Source organism: Chitinivibrionales bacterium, from assembly GCA_014728215.1.
GTDB lineage: Bacteria > Fibrobacterota > Chitinivibrionia > Chitinivibrionales > WJKA01 > WJKA01.
The window spans coordinates 36368-54394 of the sequence record WJLZ01000143.1; the positions used below are offsets into that span (position 1 = coordinate 36368).

19 protein-coding genes are annotated in these 18027 nt (G+C 49.1%); 6 read left to right on the plus strand and 13 right to left on the minus strand.

The genetic code is table 11. From position 1 onward, the window contains the following. Positions 1 to 21 precede the first annotated feature (21 nt). The 3 genes from GF401_12545 to GF401_12555 all read right to left on the minus strand — a co-directional run bounded on the left by GF401_12545 (position 22) and on the right by GF401_12555 (position 3400). Entirely contained in the window at positions 22 to 525 is a 504-nt protein-coding gene (locus tag GF401_12545; protein ID MBD3345884.1) for a hypothetical protein, read from the minus strand. A 112-nt stretch (positions 526 to 637) separates the two neighbouring features. Beyond that, a complete protein-coding gene (locus GF401_12550) occupies positions 638 to 2494 on the minus strand; it encodes a BamA/TamA family outer membrane protein (GenBank protein ID MBD3345885.1) in 1857 nt (618 codons plus the stop codon). 81 nt (positions 2495 to 2575) lie between these two features. Further along, positions 2576 to 3400 (minus strand): rhomboid family intramembrane serine protease, encoded by an 825-nt coding sequence (locus GF401_12555; GenBank protein MBD3345886.1) that lies wholly within the window; start codon positions 3398 to 3400, stop codon positions 2576 to 2578. A gap of 55 nt (positions 3401 to 3455) precedes the next feature. Here GF401_12555 and GF401_12560 point away from each other — a divergent pair, with 55 nt between their 5' ends. Then, positions 3456 to 4301, plus strand: coding sequence for a hypothetical protein (locus GF401_12560; GenBank protein ID MBD3345887.1), 846 nt, complete (start codon positions 3456 to 3458; stop codon positions 4299 to 4301). An 87-nt stretch (positions 4302 to 4388) separates the two neighbouring features. Here the strand turns inward: GF401_12560 and GF401_12565 are convergent, their stop codons facing one another. From GF401_12565 to GF401_12575, 3 genes are all read right to left on the minus strand, one after another. Next, a complete protein-coding gene (locus GF401_12565; protein MBD3345888.1) occupies positions 4389 to 5114 on the minus strand; it encodes a rhomboid family intramembrane serine protease in 726 nt (241 codons plus the stop codon). Positions 5115 to 5201: 87 nt separating this feature from the next. Next, positions 5202 to 5672 carry a superoxide dismutase family protein gene (locus GF401_12570; protein ID MBD3345889.1) on the minus strand — a complete coding sequence of 157 codons (471 nt, stop codon included), beginning with the start codon at positions 5670 to 5672 and terminating at the stop codon, positions 5202 to 5204. Between the two features lie 156 nt (positions 5673 to 5828). Continuing rightward, positions 5829 to 6491 (minus strand): isochorismatase family protein, encoded by a 663-nt coding sequence (locus GF401_12575; protein MBD3345890.1) that lies wholly within the window; start codon positions 6489 to 6491, stop codon positions 5829 to 5831. A gap of 176 nt (positions 6492 to 6667) precedes the next feature. On the opposite strand from GF401_12575, the gene GF401_12580 reads away from it, so the two are divergent. Continuing rightward, entirely contained in the window at positions 6668 to 7351 is a 684-nt protein-coding gene (locus tag GF401_12580; GenBank protein MBD3345891.1) for a BON domain-containing protein, read from the plus strand. Positions 7352 to 7358: 7 nt separating this feature from the next. Here GF401_12580 and GF401_12585 read toward each other — a convergent pair whose 3' ends face one another. From GF401_12585 to GF401_12605, 5 genes are all read right to left on the minus strand, one after another. After that, positions 7359 to 8231, minus strand: a complete 873-nt coding sequence (locus GF401_12585; protein ID MBD3345892.1) for a hypothetical protein — start codon at positions 8229 to 8231, stop codon at positions 7359 to 7361. 140 nt (positions 8232 to 8371) lie between these two features. Beyond that, a complete protein-coding gene (locus GF401_12590) occupies positions 8372 to 9577 on the minus strand; it encodes an NAD(P)/FAD-dependent oxidoreductase (GenBank protein ID MBD3345893.1) in 1206 nt (401 codons plus the stop codon). A 220-nt stretch (positions 9578 to 9797) separates the two neighbouring features. Then, positions 9798 to 10193, minus strand: a complete 396-nt coding sequence (locus GF401_12595; protein MBD3345894.1) for a Neelaredoxin — start codon at positions 10191 to 10193, stop codon at positions 9798 to 9800. A gap of 43 nt (positions 10194 to 10236) precedes the next feature. Beyond that, a complete protein-coding gene (locus tag GF401_12600) occupies positions 10237 to 11067 on the minus strand; it encodes a DUF2184 domain-containing protein (protein MBD3345895.1) in 831 nt (276 codons plus the stop codon). 9 nt (positions 11068 to 11076) lie between these two features. Beyond that, positions 11077 to 11463, minus strand: a complete 387-nt coding sequence (locus GF401_12605; protein MBD3345896.1) for a Rubrerythrin — start codon at positions 11461 to 11463, stop codon at positions 11077 to 11079. Between the two features lie 405 nt (positions 11464 to 11868). On the opposite strand from GF401_12605, the gene GF401_12610 reads away from it, so the two are divergent. Both GF401_12610 and GF401_12615 read left to right on the plus strand, forming a co-directional pair. Further along, a complete protein-coding gene (locus GF401_12610; protein ID MBD3345897.1) occupies positions 11869 to 12054 on the plus strand; it encodes a hypothetical protein in 186 nt (61 codons plus the stop codon). Further along, positions 11982 to 12434: an archaemetzincin family Zn-dependent metalloprotease gene (locus GF401_12615; protein MBD3345898.1), complete on the plus strand. Its 453-nt coding sequence runs from the start codon at positions 11982 to 11984 to the stop codon at positions 12432 to 12434. Before GF401_12610 ends, GF401_12615 begins: the two co-directional genes overlap by 73 nt. A 4-nt stretch (positions 12435 to 12438) precedes the next feature. Here GF401_12615 and GF401_12620 read toward each other — a convergent pair whose 3' ends face one another. Continuing rightward, complete coding sequence (locus GF401_12620; GenBank protein ID MBD3345899.1) at positions 12439 to 13905, minus strand: radical SAM protein; 1467 nt, start codon at positions 13903 to 13905, stop codon at positions 12439 to 12441. 447 nt (positions 13906 to 14352) lie between these two features. On the opposite strand from GF401_12620, the gene GF401_12625 reads away from it, so the two are divergent. Both GF401_12625 and GF401_12630 read left to right on the plus strand, forming a co-directional pair. Next, positions 14353 to 16779, plus strand: coding sequence for a glycoside hydrolase family 65 protein (locus GF401_12625; protein MBD3345900.1), 2427 nt, complete (start codon positions 14353 to 14355; stop codon positions 16777 to 16779). Between the two features lie 21 nt (positions 16780 to 16800). Further along, a complete protein-coding gene (locus tag GF401_12630; GenBank protein ID MBD3345901.1) occupies positions 16801 to 17565 on the plus strand; it encodes a hypothetical protein in 765 nt (254 codons plus the stop codon). Between the two features lie 86 nt (positions 17566 to 17651). On the opposite strand, the gene GF401_12635 is transcribed toward GF401_12630, so the two are convergent. Then, positions 17652 to 18027 (minus strand): single-stranded DNA-binding protein (locus GF401_12635; protein ID MBD3345902.1); only part of this gene is annotated, 376 nt, incomplete at its 5' end.

Genomic DNA, 18027 nt, shown 5'->3' on the forward strand with positions numbered 1-18027 from the left:
CCTGCCCCGTGCTTATCATCCTTACCGTGCAGGTGCATGCGCTTCCGGCGCTCGTCCTGCAGCAGGAGCCTTATGGAGTACTTCACCATACAAACCACCCACGATCATGCCGTAAATGACATGGAGAACGATAAAGGCGACAACTCCAACAGTTCCCAGATTGGACATGAATATTCCCGGCGCATTCATTGTTCCGGGGACCATCGGATGGAGTGCCGGTATCACGCCCAAAAGCAGCCCGCCGAGAATAATATGAATTCCCGAAAGTGCAGCCCCGGTCCAGGTACCCGCATGATGAACGGCATGCTCAAATGCCCATCCATAACCCAGAGCAATGAGCCCGGAGATGACCAGGTGAACGATAAATCCAACGATCCATGTACCGACACTCGGCTCAAGTCCGAACAGGGTACCAAGCAACATACTCAAATTTACCGGGATATCAATGGCACGTACTATAGCCAGGATGATGGTCATTACCAAACCACCCAGGACTCCAGCATAAATTGCTTTACTCCATTTCATGGAGACCTCCCTTCGTTTAGTTTACAATAATGCCTGCATATTAGTGCCTGCATACTATCATTAAAGCAATTGATGTGCCAATCGTGCCGGAAATCATTACATCTCCTGAGTATCACCGAATAACCGGGACATCAACCGATAAATGAATCATTCCATCCTTTTCATCGTTGAGTGGCACACCATAGTCCAACCCGACCGTGCCCATGGCCAGGGTTACCCGTATCCCAGCTCCGACACCCCACTGCATATCGCCGGGAGAAAAAGAATCGACTTTGGGCCAGACATAGCCGACATCGCCGAAAACCGCGCCTCGAACCCATTTGTAAATAGGAAAAGCAATCTCCACGGGGGTAACGACCAGTGCAAGATTACCCCCTACCACATTACCCGTCTCGTTTTTCGGCGAGAGATCCTCACGATCATATCCTCTGACAGTACGGATCCGGTTCTGGCCTATGACAAACCGTTCCTGGGTTGGTATTCTATCGGAAGCGGTAAAAGCGGACAGAGCGATTCCGGAATTGACACGTGATATAAGGGTCCATGATGATCGAAAAAGCGGCATAAACGACTGGGCATCAATCCAGCTTTTCCAGAACCCGCTGCTTTCATCTTTCAACGGTCCGGCAAGTTCAGTATCCATCTGAAGAGCCAATCCCGAACGGGCGAATCCCACGGTAGTGCGGCGGGACTCGAAATCGATTCCTGTTCCCACAGCCAGAAATCGATTGACACTCTGTATATCCGCGGGTCCCGCGGGGTCGATACTGTTTCCATTCTCAAATCGTGTCCACCACTGCAATCGAGTCCGTTGTGCAGGATACATACTCATCCCGATACGGCCGCCGGTAAAGGCGCCTTCGTAGTTGATCCTGTCCCGCCGCCCCAGAAATAATTCGATATCGACCAGAAAAAACGGTACCGTGAGAAGGGGAAAGGAGTACTGGAGCTGAAGATTCTGAAATTCGGTGGCCGCATCGATATTCAGAGCGATCGCGTGTCCTCTGCCGAAGAGATTGGCATAGAGGATGGCTCCGGTGACACCGTATCCTGCAAACTGCTCCCATCCCCCGCTGAGACGGTATTTCAGCATCTCGGTCTCTTCCAGCTCAACATACACCGGAGCATACACGATATCGACCCTGTAGGGAGCAACCAGGGTGTCTTCTGCTTCGACGGCAATCCAGTCGAACAGGCCGGTTGTATTCAGCCGCCGCTGCGACTGTTCCAGCTTTTCGGAAGTTAATGTATCACCGGGCTCAAACAACAGGCTGCGGTCGATCACTGAAGGCCGTACTTTATTGAGGCCGGTGATATCGATTGTTCCCGCACGCACGATTGGTCCCGGTTCGACGGCAAAAACAACCGTGCCCCCCTCATCCCCGGGCATGCGTTCGAAATAATGGTCCACCTCTGCAAAGAGATAGCCTTCACCGGTATAAAATTCACGCAACCGTCCGGCATCGTCACGAAGCTCCGAGGGGACCAACAAATCACCCGTCGTTACCTCAAACTGCTGCTTCAGTACCGAATCGGGAAAAAGGGTATTACCGCTCACCCATAGCGAATCAACGGCGATCCGGGAATTCTCCTCGATCGCAATTGTAATCGCCACTTCCATTTCGGAAGTATCACGGTATATCGTATCCAGTCGAATGTCGGCATCGAGATATCCCCGGTCGTAATATACCGCTTTAATCGAATCGAGGTCATCCATCAGCTGCAGAAAGGAAAACCGGCGGCATTTCCAGAATCGCGATGGCAGTGTTGTCATATGTTTCAACAACTGCTGTCTCCCCAGTACTGAATTGCCGGTAAAGGTAATTTTTTCAACACTCCACTCGCCGTCACAACCACCATGAGCCGACAGGACATTCTGGAACAGGAAGAACAGAATAAAAATTTCAGGAAGCCAATGAGCAAGGATTGATTGAGGAAGACTGGCTGATGGTTTCGATATCGTGTGCATACGCTCTTCCTTATGGTTGATGTGCTGTTCAAGTCATAGGTTTCTCCTTCCCGCTCGACCGGAACAGGTTGGTACCTGCTCCTATTGCCATTTTCTCCGGGGCCGGGGCCTGACACGGAAAAAGTTTACGGTTGCGATACCCATCAGAAATCCGCCGATATGGGCCCAGAACGCCACGCCCCCGCCGCCGTCCATCCCGATTGTCGGCAGTGCAGAAAAGAGCTGGAGCATAAACCAGTATCCCAAAACGAAAATGGCAGGGATATCGATACGGGCAACATAAAATCCCAGAAAAATCAAAATTTCTATTTTGGCCCGGGGATAGAGTATCGCATAGGCCCCCATTACCCCTCCTATTGCACCCGAAGCGCCCACCATGGGAACAACACTCGATGGAGTGATTGTCAATTGCGCGGCCGCGGCGATAAGACCGGAGAGAAGATAGACCAGTATGAATTTAAACCGCCCAAAAGCATCTTCAACATTATCCCCGAATATCCACAGAAACCACATGTTACTGATTATATGAAGCCATCCCGCATGGAGAAACATGGATGAAAAAAGGGTGGACCAGTTGGGCGACTCTCCGATCATGCATCCAAACGTTCTGCTGACCGGAATGATTGTCCCGGGAGCGGCGGTACCCAGAAGCTCTCCGGGAATGAGACCAAAATTGCATATTGATTTTATGAGAAATGGATGGGCGCCGAACCGCTGAACCGCACCCCATATAAAACAATTGATACCAATGATTATCCACGTCACAATCGGCTTCTTTAAAGTCGGATTATTATCGCGAATTGGAAACATGGACTCCCCCTGCAAGAGCCGACTCCTTGGTGATTGCAAATACTCTCCATTACAGTTTCGTAAAACGCAAAGTATATGCCACACCCATACGCTCATATTTCACTGCCGATTTCCCCTTTACTAAAAGTTGTTTTGCGTTCCTGCGATTCATTTGCGAAAGCGGAAATCCGCCGACTCCACTCTTTCACCCTTTTTTAAAGTGGAAAACCACGAAACCGGCATACTGTTTGCAGGAGTAAGGAACGCCGATTTCAGAAAGGAAGGCACTATGCAGCAACGACAACCAGGTCATCTTTCATTTCCACAGATCGTGAAGTCCCCGGCTGCCGAGGAGCGGTTTATTGCGCCCGAAAGATATCCCAAGACATTTTCACTTAAGGGGTTTGTAAATCTCGTAACCGCCTCGCCCCGGACACAACGGAAGCTTCTCAGTTCCTACAAGCACCCCCGGCCCGGCGAACCGGGTGTGAGGATCATTTACTATGAAGAATGCCGTTATACGATCAAAGCTTTTCACCGTCTTGGGGAAGAACCCGGCTGGCTGCACATGCAGGGGGAACATCTCCAACGCCTTGCATCGGGAAACATCGGCAATACCCAATCCCGTCTCCTGCACAATGCCGATGTTCTCAGGTCCTATGCCCAAAACTTCGGCAACAGGAACTATGAACTCCTCGATAGCATGAACTTTCATCTTATGCTCGATGATATCATTGTTGCATTCTATCCCGACATGCACGTGCGTGAAGGTAACAGGGAGAAAATAATTAAATTCGAATTCGGAAAAAGCCGGGCTTCGGAAGACTATATCCGTATACTCTGCACTTGCATGTATGAGTCCGTTATGCGAAATGGAAAAGTTCTCCCGGAGTCATCGGTGCTCTATCAGGATATTCCCCACGGCATAGAACACCGTGCCTCCAAACACCGAGCCCGCCTCTGGGCCGACATCGAAGCTACCAGCAGGACGATTACGGATATATGGGACAATGTGTAAAGAGCATGAGGATGAACTGCGTCGTAAGTAAGCGGAAGCCCCGCTTCGCTGGACACCCTCGAGAGGAGACAATGAGCTGTCCCGTGGTTATCCGCGATCTTGTTTTTGCTTTTGTTTGATTCCGAGAACATAGACTGATGCGATTCCGGCGAGGAACCCCCCGATATGAGCCCAGAAAGCAACACCACCGGTGGCGGTGCCGATTGTGGGCAGTGCGGAGATAAGTTGGATAAAAAACCAGTATCCGAGCATAAAAATGGCCGGCACATCGATACGGGTTATAAAAAATCCCAGGAACACAAGCATTTCGACCCGCGCACGGGGAAAGAGTACGGCATAGGCGCCCATAATACCTCCTATTGCTCCTGATGCCCCTACCATGGGGATAGTGCTTGATGGATTTATCATAATCTGCGCGCCGGCGGCGACAAGACCCGAAAGAAGATAAACAATAATGTATTTAACCTTACCAAAGGTATCTTCAATATTATCACCAAATACCCACAGAAACCACATGTTGCCGATAATGTGAAGCCATCCACCATGCATAAACATCGAGGAAACAAGAGTAAACCAGTCGGGAGAACGGTCGATCGTACAGGCCACCCCTTTGCTGATAGGAATCTGAGTTCCTGCCGGGACCGTGCCGAGAAGTTCACCGGGAATGAGCCCGTAGTTACATACCGATTTGATAAGGGCTGGTTGTGTACCCAGCCCCTGAATCAGTATCCATACGGCCGCATTGATTCCGATAATCACATAAGTAATGACCGGGGTATGGATTGTCGGGTTATCGTCTCGAAGCGGAAACATAGTAAGCTCTTTCTGTTACGTACTCGGCACCACAGATACAATAACGGTGCACAATTTGCACAATGAAAAAAAGGTGTATTCATGGACTTATTCCGTTTTTGTTTCTGCGATACCGATAACGCCGCAGGCCACACGGGGGCCGGCATTACCGGTGGGCTGTGATTCCAGGTCATCGGGATTGACATGGACCACGAGTGCCCGTCCAATAATGGAATATTCTCCGTTCAGTGCGATGACCGAATCGATAAACTCAAACGTTGCCATTCCCTGCTGGTTTGCCTCGATATTGCCAAGGTCGCCCACATGCCGGAGAGAATCGGTAGGAGCGCCGTGGGGCATTCCGCGCGGTGCGTAGTGTCCTCCGGCAGAAGTAGCATCATCGGCAGAACAGTCGCCATATTCATGCACATGAAAGCCATGTTTGCCGGGTTCTAATCCGGTAACCTCGCCCTGTACCCGAATCGCGTTGTTGATCTTCTCGAATTGCACCGTGCTGCGGACATCATTGCCTTCGGTCGGGTGAAGGACAGCGACCGCAGACATTACCTCGGGTGACATTGTTTGAGCAGCCTGAGATTCGGCGGCGCCTCCTTGCGGCGTGCCTTCATCACAAGCGGTAAAAAACAGAGCGATTGTTACTGCCGAAAAAACACCTTTTTCCAAGAAATGCATTTTCTTCCTCCTTTTTATGAAGTGATAATAAACGACGCAGGATCAGAGTTCCAGCGTCGAGGATTCAACGATAGTTACCTTTTTGTGTTTAAGCTCCTTTTGCAACTGATTATCAGCCTGCGGGTTAACCGAGCGGCTTAAGTCCCATAACAACACGGTAGCAAAGCCTTCATCGGCAGCATCCTCGGAAGTCCAGCGTACGCAGACATCACGGGCAAGTCCGCAAATATAGACTGTCTCGATACCCCGTTCACGCAGGTAGCCGGCCAGTCCTGTTTTGGGACGGGAGCCATTGGGAGCCCAGTTATTGCGAAATCCGCTGTAAGAATCCACCGCCGGATTCTCACCTTTGCGAATAAATGCCAATACATTGTTCCAGGGAAGCTCAGGATGCATGTCGGCACCCTTGCTACCCTGAACACAGTGGTCGGGCCACAGTGTTTGTTCATGGCCGTACAATTCGATACTTTCAAGAGGATTTTTTCCTTCGTGACGAGAGGCGAATGAGATATGCCCTTCAGGATGCCAGTCCTGTGTTGCCACAATAAGAGAAAACCACCCAGATTGCATTATACGACTGACAGGGGCCAGAATCTGATCTCCCCCATCAACTCCCAGAAGGCCTCCGGGCAAAAAATCGGGTTGCATATCGACTACCAGAAGCGCTGATGTTTCTTTGATGATTTGGATGCCGGATGAAGCCATTTGAAGATTACCTTTCACTTGCATTGATACTGATCGTTTGCCAAATGCCGGCTTTTACAGAACTGCCGAGCTAAGTAGATCTACAAAGAACAGCAAAAACCAGACCAATATCGACCTTTGGTGAGACGTTGGCATATTCTTTGCATCAATGTAGAAGCAGTGTAGATATTTTAAAAATGTATTTCTCTAAAGGGAGGTTTATCTTGGAAAGTGAGACCATCAAAAGAAGCATTATCGACCATCTCTACTGGGACCAGCGTGTTGATGCATCGCACGTTACCGTCGAAATAGCCGATGAAACAGTTCGTCTTTCAGGTTCAGTCCCCTCAGCACTGGCCCGGGCTTCGGCGGAATACGATGCTTGGGTTGTTGAAGGCGTAAAATCGGTAGACAATGAATTGACTATCGAATACCCCCAAACCACCGAACTCCCCAGCGGTGAAGTGGTCCAGAGAGAAATCGAACGGACCCTCCTGTGGAACCCCAATATCGACGCAAAACGGATCAGCGTTGAAATGCGTGGAGGAACGGCCGTGCTCAATGGTGAAGTTGATGCCTACTGGAAAAAATCGAGGGTTGAAGAACTGGTCCTTGATGTGACCGGTGTTCTTTCGGTCGGTAACCATCTCAATGTAAACCCCCGCAGATCCCTGAGCGACAGGGAGATCGCACAATCGATAACCGAGGCGCTCAAGCGAGACAAAACAATCGATCAGAGGGAGATTGAGGTATCGGTAACCGACGGTATTGTCAAATTGCAGGGAAAGATTCCCGACCGACAGCAGCGCATTGCCGTCCAGAGCATCGCTGGTCATTCGATGGGTGTGGTGGATGTTATCAACGAACTCAGTACACGATAATACCCTCTCAGGTCAACCCGCGCTCATCATAGAATGCATACAGTTTGCGCTCATAGACATCCGTACCTTCTTTTTCATCGTAGGCAGGCGATTTCTGCAAGTCATCATTCGACAGGGTAAGTTCGATTTCGGATGTGGCGGAGCGGAAATCGCTTATATGCCCGACCGGAAGGAGGATATATTTTTCTTTTACTTTCTGAGGCGGTTTTGCGATCAGGTAGCGCACCGACCAGTCGCTGTCGTCAATTAAAACATCATTGCAGGCAGCTCCCTGTTCATCGGTGGTAAGAATCGTATACTCCCTGATCCGTCCGGCACTGTGAATCGATGCCGAATAGGAGCGTTCTTCGGAAGGTTCGGCAAATTCCAGCTCTCTCATTTCCTCGTCTTCAGGTTCACCGGAAGCAAGTGTCTGAGCGGCCCCATAATCACCTTCATCGTAATTATAGGCATCGGGCGCCTCCCGTTCCTCATCGACACCCCTCGTACCGTCCTCATAGGGAATTCCTGTCTCATCCATTTTCTTCACTCGCGGGGTATCCATAAACGATGACTGTCCCCAGTAGACGGGCCATTCGTAATACCGATGCAAGGCCATTTCATACTCCCGGCTGATCGGTAAGTCAACATCGGTTTCAGGACTGTTATATACCTTTTCCCGGGTTAAGGGCAGTTTTAAAATCCTGTTATCCCAGTCAAAACTTCCCAGGGCAGTAATGGCAACCAGCGCGGTCCGCGCTTCAATGGGCTCTTCAATCTGAATAGCGATATAACGCATATTCCATTCTTCTTCATCAAAATAGAGATCTTTTACTGTACCAACATCTCCATCACTGCATTGCACGATAATACCGAAAAATTCTGTTGCTCGGCGCAACATAAACACCTCCTGGGGGGAAAACTCGAAATCCGAAATTCGAAATCCGAAATAATTATCAGTTCATGGCCTAATGGCCATACCATTGAGCGGTCAGGTCGATTACCTTAATCCACCATCCTTATCCATTATTCTTTCTTACCCTACTTAATCGCCTCCTGCAACTGCGGTTCGGTCATTTCCTGATGGGATTCGATGAGTTCACGGGCTGCATCGAGTTTGTTCCATACATTGCACATCATGGCACCCCTTACCCGATTGTCTTTGAGGTAGTAGATGATACCGATCTGGTTTTCCTTTTGCCAGTCGGAGACTGTTTCCAATGAAGGATCGGTTTCGCCGACCGCTTCATAGCCGAAATCAAAGAGATCGGAAAAGAAGTAGGGCAGATAAGTAAATGGTTCCTTACTGCCAGCCATGTTTTTGCCTGCATGCTCGCCCTGGGTCATTGCAGCATCCCAATGTTCGATCCGACGGCGTGAATTCAGGGCGGGATAGTGGAAATTGGTATTATCACCGACTGCGTATATATCCGGATTAGAGGTCTGAAAATATCCATTAACAATTATCCCGTTTTCGAGAGCGAGACCGGCATTTTCAGCTATCGCAATCGCAGGGGTGATTCCGATTCCTGCAATGACGATTTCACTTTCGTAACGCTTCCCTTTTTTGGTAGTTGTTATGAAGAGTTTGTCTTTGCGTTCAATGGCGGTCGGGATATCACCGGCATCGATCCTGATTCCGTTTTCCTGATATTTACGCAAAACAGTCGTACCCAGTGATTCGGGAAAAACACGCCCGCACATGTAATCTTCGGGAAACACCATAGTCACGGCAAGGTTCTGCTGGCTGAGAGATGCCGCAATTTCCGAACCGATAAATCCACCGCCGATCACCACCACCCGGGTTCCTTCTTTTGCAAGATCGCGAATCCGCTTGTAATCGTCAAGATACCGATAATAGCAGATTTCCGGATCATCCCCTCCGGGTATGGACAGTTTTTTCGGTATACCTCCTGTTGCAAGGAGAAGCTTTTCATAGCCGACCTGATTTCCGGAACTGTCGCTGATCGTTTTATTCTGCGCATCACATTGCGTTATGGTAACGCCAAGCTTTGTCGCTACCTGCTTATCGCCGTAAAACGAAAAATCTTCAACAAAAATGTCATCAATACTTTTGGTCTTGCTCCATAATGATTTAGTGAGCGGAGGCCGATGATAAGGAAGGTGTTTTTCGGCCCCGATCAGAAGGATTGAACCTTCAGCGTCGATGGTGCGAATACCCTTTGCTGCTGAAATACCGGCCAGACCGCCGCCTACTATTACATATTTATACATTTCTTTAGCCATGATAAAACTCCCTTGGAGGGTGAAAAGTCTCAGTTCAAAAATTTGCAAACCCCGTTGATAGAAAACGCTCTCATCTCCATGCTATCATGGGTGTATCGTTTCATAGAGTTAAGGAGAGGATAAGAGATCACGAATTCGGATCAGAAACGGCAATTTTGGTTCCCGATCTGAAATCGTGATCTCAAATCCAACACCCTTCATCAACCTTAACCGTTATACCTTACGAAATATCGATTTTCTTTGAATTCTGCCACAATCCGTGAATGTTGCAGTAACTCGATGCAAGGATCGTACCGGGTTTATCGGCTTTAAAACTCACGGATGCACCATGATGCGTATACACACCGCTGGTGTCGGGACCTTCAGTTGAAGCTCCATGGGCGGCAAATTCAACCTTGCCGATCTCATAGGGGAACTTGCTTCCCTCCGGATGAAAGTACACACCGATCCATCGGATATGGTGCTCAGTTTTGTTGGGATGAGCAACTTCTTTACCGATAGTCACATTTACCTGAATATACTCGCTCTTTTTTCCGCTGTCGGGAGCTTCGATTACCGGCACATGTTTTTCGGTTTTCCAATCTGCACTCTGAAACAGGTCACTGTACGTTTCCATTGTAGCTTCCATTAACTACCTCCAAATTTTATGGTGATGAAATTCAGGGCGTCTTACCCGACGCCTGCAAACGGCATACTGCCGATGGGACATTTAAGCGTAAGGCAAGGCTTTCCGATAAAATAAATGTATAGTTTCTTCCTTCAGGTCCTTCAAAAGCGGTCATTATATCCTGACCGAGCATAATTGAGGCATACTGCATTCCCTCGGCCAGAAGGACTCCTCCACGGTCAACTGATGCGGCTTTAACTACATTCCCACCAAGCATCTGACGCATATGGTCTATTTCAAGGACATTCCCCTGGGGATACCGTTCGAAAAGTGCGGTATACCGGGCAGGATCAAGGGCAAGAATATAGGGACCGTGGTGTCCTGCATTGTCGAGTTTCTCGATCGCTTTCATGACATCATGAACACCATCTCCAACCTGTTTCCATTCTTTAAGACTCACCGACTGCACCCCATCCGAATTCAACAGTCCTTTGGAACCAAGGCTCTGCGATCCGTAATACAGCAGCCGGTCTTCCTTACGAGCACACCGCTGAGCAGCCTGAACAACATTTCTCATGTTCATGGGTAATCCATAGCGCTCATACGTATCGATATCCCGTGCCGAAATGGTGAATGAAGTGGAAATCAGCGGGACCGGTATAGAACAGTCGGCGGTCACGCTTGTCTCTTCATCGCTGTCGCGTTCGAGGGGACTTTCTCCGGAGGGGAGTGATTTAAATCCTAGCCCATAGGGTCCGATTGTTGCCAGCACGCGCCGGGCGCTCAATTCAGCTTCAGCCGATTTTGCCACAATCCTGTCGATCAGCTCCCATACCTTATCGCCGAACGGGGCATCGTCTCTCATTAAAAATTTTTCGCTCATCTATGCCTCCTAGGATCTGCTTTTAAGATCCCCGATTGTCGGGATCGTTTTTGATTCTTCCTTTGATTCTTCATTATCCACAGGCTTTTCACCCTTGCTCAGACTCTCTCTCATCTCATCGACCTCCTCAGCGCCTTCCTCCATATATCCCTGCTCATCGCCGGCAAGAATACTGATCAGGCGTTGAAATTCGCCTTTATGGACTCGTTCTTCATTGGCGACATCCTGAAGGACTGCTTTGGCCAGAGGATTATCGGTGGCATCGGCCAGCGCTTCATATAAATGTGTAGCTTCTTCTTCCGCGCTCAACGAAAGCCTCAGGCCCCGGAGCAGCTCTCTTGTGGTGATTTTCCTGTCGGGGACCAACCCTGTGAACGGATTTACAAATTCGGGCATTATGACAATCTCCTTTCAATTGATTACCCTGCGGCGTATTTTTATCTACCGCATCACTGAAAACAACAACCAAACCCATAACCGGTCTGTATTTGATAAAAAGGCGCTTGTATTTTCCTTGAAGCAAGCGCAAATATTATGCCACGGCCCTCTATTCCATCATCACCTCACCGGTTTTCCCTGAATTCGGAACCATCGGTTCCCTACCCCCAAATCACGGTCTCTCCATTTTTTTCGCATTTTCAAGAAAGATGTTTGCGAATTTGAAAAAGGCAGCCCCAATCACCGGAAGACTTCTAATTCTGCCCGATAATAACTCCACCACTTTCAAAGATTGGTATAACAATTGCGAATTCCGTTATCCGGTGATGTAATAAACTACTGTCAAAGTTGAGGATGAGTTCTATGAAAACTGATATCGGCCTTGTAAGCATGGGACCGGTTGATCGGCAATTGATTAACCGCCTTAAGACAGATCTTGAAGAAAGGGATATCGGTAGTTCGGTAGTGTTGTCGTTCTGGGAGAGATCGACCTGCCCGATAAGGCGTATAATCCCCGACGACGGCAGTATCGGGGTGGCCCTCTTTTAGATATGCTGTGTGGATACCGGAACCGGGAAACCGGCCGAGTGCTTGGTCTTGTCGAAGGGGATTGCTATGTGGAGAGTCTCAATTTTGTGTTTGGCCTTGCAACCCGGGGCGGACGGGAAGCGCTGATTGCACTCCCCCGCCTTCGTGCAGGCATTGCCGGCCGCCGCCCGGACCCGAAAACCATTGATAATCGTATTCTGAAAGAAGCACTCCATGAACTCGGCCACAACTGGGGTCTCGATCATTGCAATAACCCCGATTGTGTCATGCGTTTCTCATTGACCCTGGCCGAAGTTGACGAAAAAAGCTCTTCTTTTTGCAAACAATGTGCGGTGAAGAGGGAGTCAAAGATTTTGGAAAGGGATGGAAATACAGCGTAACAGTTTATGTTCTGTCAGCTGCCTTGTTTTTGTTATCACCCGAAGTTTCTCCGGATTCGACAAAATACTCCCGCCAGTAGGCATCGGTTAATTCGGCGAGACGACTCCCGAAATCTTCCAGCGCAGCATGATAGCCGGTATCTTCCATCGCATGCCGGGCAGCGTCATCCTGGGGCTTTACATTACAGCCCTGTGCGATGTCCATGAATTCGCCATGATGGTCTCTGAACAGACAGGGCCTGAGCAGATTTTCTTTGCGATCGATATACCGCTGCTGCCAGCTTCTTCCACCGGCAAAGAAATCAGAAAAGAGGGCATCAACCAGGGTCTTGTTTTGAGCATAGAGATTACGGACATTATCCTTGAAATAGGGGACAAAGACACAGGGCATGATATTGCCGTTCCAGTCGATATAGAAATACCCGTTACCGCCTTTGGCACAGGAGATACATCCCCGTGACGCGTGCGCACTGTTCCAGAAATCGGCGATAAACCACGGATGCTCCCGGATGACCTTTTTACATTTTTTAAAGAGTTCAAACCGCTGCTCCGGCGTGATCATGTGATGAGGAGCGAACTCCCGTCCGATCGGCATATAATGAAACATCCACATATAGGTTGCTCCGAGCGTATCAAAGCAGTACTCGTAGAATCTGTCCGACAGCATCAGATCGATATTTTCAGGGGTAACTGTTACCGAAATACCGAAAGGCACGCCCTGGTGACAGAGCTTTTCAAAGGCGTTCATGATTTTACCGTAGGTTCCTTTACCCCTGCGCTTGTCGGTCTGGTCTTCGAAACCTTCAAGTGATACCGCAGGAGTGAGATTACCAAGGTCGGCCAGACGACGGGCGATATCGTTAGTGATAAGTGTTCCATTGGTGTACATCAGAAAATAGGCATCGGAGTTGAACTGTTCGGCAAGATCGAAAATCTTTTTCCCCTCACTCTCGTACAGCAGCGGCTCACCTCCTGAAATGACAAAAAACCGCATTCCCATCAGATTGTGGGCTTCGGAAATAATCCGCTCGACGACGGGCCATTCCAGTGTCTGCTGCGTTCCGGGCAATGAAGATGCATAACAACCGGCACAGTTGAGATTGCAACGCTGTGTGGGGCTCAGCACCATGAAATAGGGCGGCGGAACGTTATGTTCCTTTGTATATCTTTGACCAACCGTATTTTTGGAATATCCAAGAATAGCCGGTGAGATCAGTTTGTCAATAGCACTCACCACCGCCTTGCGGGAAACCCTTCCCTGCTTAATGTTGTTCAGGATACATTCATACATGCTCCGCAGTACATGATATCGCTCTATCCTTGTATTTCTGGTCAGATTGGAATTCTTTTCGTCAACAACGGCATGATAAAACCAGTCTTCAAAATGTTTCCGCGTAAACTCTCCCGTCATTCCCTCATTAAGCAGCAATTGCGTAAAAACGGAAACAATGGCACTTTTATTGAACAGCATATAACACTCCTTTTTACTTTTTGTAATTGCGTTTCGATCACCCGGGTATGACACCCATCTCCTACACCACCTCTATTTTTGACAGGCTGCGAGTAATTCCAGTCACGACGCCGGGACAGGACAATTTCCGAAAAGTTAGTGATAAATACTTTTCCCCTCGGATAATACTTAACCCCTGGGCAAATATTACTCACAACCGATAACACCAATCACGCAAAAAGTATACCATCGTGCATACCGCCTTCGTCTACCGGAGCGACTTCTCCTGTTTAAATAAAATCATAGTACTTCTCTCATCTTTTTCCCACTATCGGGAATCTACTTTGCGTATTTGAAAAGAACAGGAGGAGACCTTCCCGGCAATTTACTTCAGAAGGGTTTAGGCATAATAATTGCGTATAATAAGAATCTGAACTATTTATTTTTCTATCAAAGGATCTCACCATAATGGAGTCTATCGATAAAAATTTCAATACCACAGACCGACAACTTATCTATGAAGGGTATAATCCTGAAGAAGAGCCTTTACGGGAGGCGTTATGCACCCTGGGAAACGGCTATTTTGCCACCCGGGGTGCGCATGAGAGTACGACCGACGATTCGATCCATTATCCCGGCACCTATATACCAGGCGGCTATAACCGTCTGGAATCCAATGTCCGGGGACAGATCATAGAAAATGAAGATCTGGTCAACTGGCCCAACTGGCTCCCCTTAACGTTCCGTTATACCGAGGATGAGGTCTGGTTTTCACCAGATACGGTTGAACTGACAACCTACCGTCAAATTCTCGACCTCAAAACCGGCACTCTCACCTATATCCACGAATTCATGGATGACAGGGGGAGAAAAACCAGAATTGAAAGCATGCGTTTTATTCATATGGGTAAGCGGCATCTGGCATCCCTGCGCTGGCGACTCACTCCCCTGAACTGGTCGGGTGATATTATTATCCGTTCGGCCCTTGACGGCAGGGTCAGCAACAATCTGGTAGCACGGTACCGTCAACTGAACGGCAACCACCTTCAACCACTCAAAACAGGCTACAGCACCGAAAACATCATCTATCTGAAAGTGCGTACGGTTCAATCGGATATCCACCTGGCCCAGGCTGCGCGCACCGAGGTGTTCGATGCCGACGATTCTCCGGCCGCAGCGAAACGGATAACCCGCCAGGAAGAAGCGTACATCGCCCAGGATCTTTTTCTCTCGTGCCGGAAAAATCATCCTCTTTATGTGGAAAAAGTGGTCAGCCTGCATACTTCCCGGGATGTTGCAACCAGTGAATCGATTTATCAATCGACCAACTCACTGGTAAAAGCACCCCGGATCGACACTCTTTATACCATGCAGAAAAGGGCGTGGAAACATCTGTGGGAACGATTCGACCACCGTGTGGAAGATCATAAACAGACACAAAAAATCCTCCACCTTCATGCATTCCATCTCCTGCAAACCATTTCGATCAACAGTATCGATCTGGATACAGGCATTCCTCCACGGGGCCTTCATGGGGAAGCGTACCGTGGCCATATCATGTGGGATGAGCTGTTTGTATTTCCCTTTCTCAATTACCGTCTTCCGGTCCTCACCCGGTCATTGCTCATGTACCGGTATCGCCGTCTTGACGCAGCACGGAATGCCGCTCGCGAAGCAGGCTATAAAGGCGCCATGTTTCCCTGGCAGAGCGGCAGTGACGGCAGGGAAGAAAGCCAGAGCATTCATCTTAATCCATTGTCGGGTCGGTGGGTATCCGATATTACCCATTTGCAGCGGCATGTAGGTGCGGCAATCGCCTATTCGATCCAGCAATATTATCAGACCACCGACGACAAAGAATTTCTTTACTTTTTCGGCGCAGAGCTTATTCTCGAAATAGCCCGTTTCTGGTGTTCCCTGGCCGAATATAATCCGGATAAAAAACGCTACGAAATAAAAGGCGTCATCGGACCCGATGAATATCATACGGCATATCCATCATCTGAAAGACAGGGAATCGACAACAACGCCTACACCAACATCATGGCTGTATGGGTATTGAAATATGCATTAAAGACCCTCGACATTCTTGATACCCCACGGCGGGAAGAACTCTGTGAAGATCTCCAGCTCTCACCTGCAGAGCTTCAGCTTTGGGATGAAGTCAGCCGAAAAATGTTTGTTCCTTTTATGGAAGACGGTATTATCGCTCAGTTTGAAGGATATGATCAGCTCAAGGAACTCGACTGGGTAACCTACCGGACTAAACATGGTGAAAACCTGCGCCTCGATCGTATACTCGAAAGCGAAAACGATTCGGTAAACAATTATAAGGCAAGCAAGCAGGCCGATGTGCTCATGCTTTTTTACCTGTTCTCCTCTGCCGAACTTCGTTCACTTTTCGAACGGCTGGAATATCCATTCGACCCCGATCTCATACGGCGCGCAATCGATTACTACCGTTCCCGGACATCGCACGGTTCCACCCTCAGCCGCCTGGTTTTTTCCTGGGTTCAGGCCCGGTCCGACCGTGATTCGTCATGGAAAGCTTATGAAAAGGCACTGGTCAGTGATTTCCGCGATGTCCAGGGTGGCACTACCCCGGAAGGGATCCACCTTGCAGCTATGGCCGGGACACTCGATATCATGCAGCGCTGCTATTCGGGCGTGGAAGTGAGAGACGATGTTCTCTATATCAATCCTCACCTCCCGGAAGACCTGCACGAATTATCGTTCCGCATACGATACCGGAGCCACTGGATGGACCTGACTATCAACCGAACATCGCTCCGGATATGCTTTGAGGGGGGCTGGGGAAATCCTGTTACCATTGAAGCGGACGGCGAACGGTTCACTTTCAGCGAAAAAGGCAGTAAAACAATTTCCTTTACATAAAATAAGGAGCGAAACCCAGCGATGGTACGAAAAAGCCGTGAGGAAAAGCTCAAAAGCGAGCATCTACCGGAACGTGTCCAGGAACGCATACGCCACACCAGAAAAGAGAGCGTTCTGAGTGACTCGGTTCTGGGCGGCATTGATGGTGCGGTGACAACATTTGCGGTTGTAGCGGGCGCCCGGGGAGGTGGATTTGCGCCCATGGTCACAATTGTCCTGGGACTTGCCAATCTTCTGGCCGATGGTTTCAGTATGGCGGTGAGTAATTATGAAGCCCAGACTGCGCAAAAAGATGAGGTTAAAAAGCTGAAAGCCCAGGAAGAACGACAGGTCAGTGAAATTCCTGAAGGTGAAAAAGAAGAAATCCGGGCGATATTCCGGATCAAGGGTTTTAGGGGCGATATTTTGGAAAAAATTGTCGCCACCATTACCGCAAATCCGCAGGTGTGGATCGATACGATGCTCCATGAAGAACTCGGTGTAAGCGAAGAAAGGAAAAAACCTGTCCTTTCGGCAGCTGCTACCTTTACAACCTTTCTGGTAATCGGTATCATCCCGCTCATCCCTTTTCTGCTTCCTCTTCCCCTTTTTTCGGTCCCCCTCCCTTTCAGTGTGGGTCTGACAGCACTCACGTTCCTCGGCATCGGAATGACAAAAGGGAAAATCCTTCAGCGCCCGGTATTTGCCTCAGGAATTCAAACCCTTTTCACCGGTGGCGCAGCAGCCGTTCTGGCCTATGTAACAGCTATCCTGGTACGAAATATTTACCCGGATGTTGGAGGGTGAGGAAGAAAAAAGGGTAATGATCGACGAAAGTAGGTGATATAGGAACAACGTTCCGTGAAAAAGGTCTGTACCCGCAGCATCAGGTACTATTTCAAAACGCGCACTTTCACCCCCATTTTCTCAAGCGCCTTTTCGGCAAGGTTTCCCCAGTTCTTTCGTGCCCGGGGGTTTGCGGGACTGGGATGCGGAATATTGCCGATAACGACCTCGGCGCCGGCCAGGCTTTCACGACATTGCCTTTCTGCAAACCGGCCGATTCCAGCGACATACCGGGGTTTAAGATATTCGACCGTGTGGAGAAGTGCCTTATTGCATGCATCGAGCAGGGGTTTCCGTTCGGCAACCGGAATTTTGTCCGGTGTGATATTTTTACCCGATGAATCGAAAAAAATGAGCGGACAAAAGTTGGCCACGAAATATCTTTCAAAAAAGGTCTGCGGCATACCATACCGTGTCATGGCC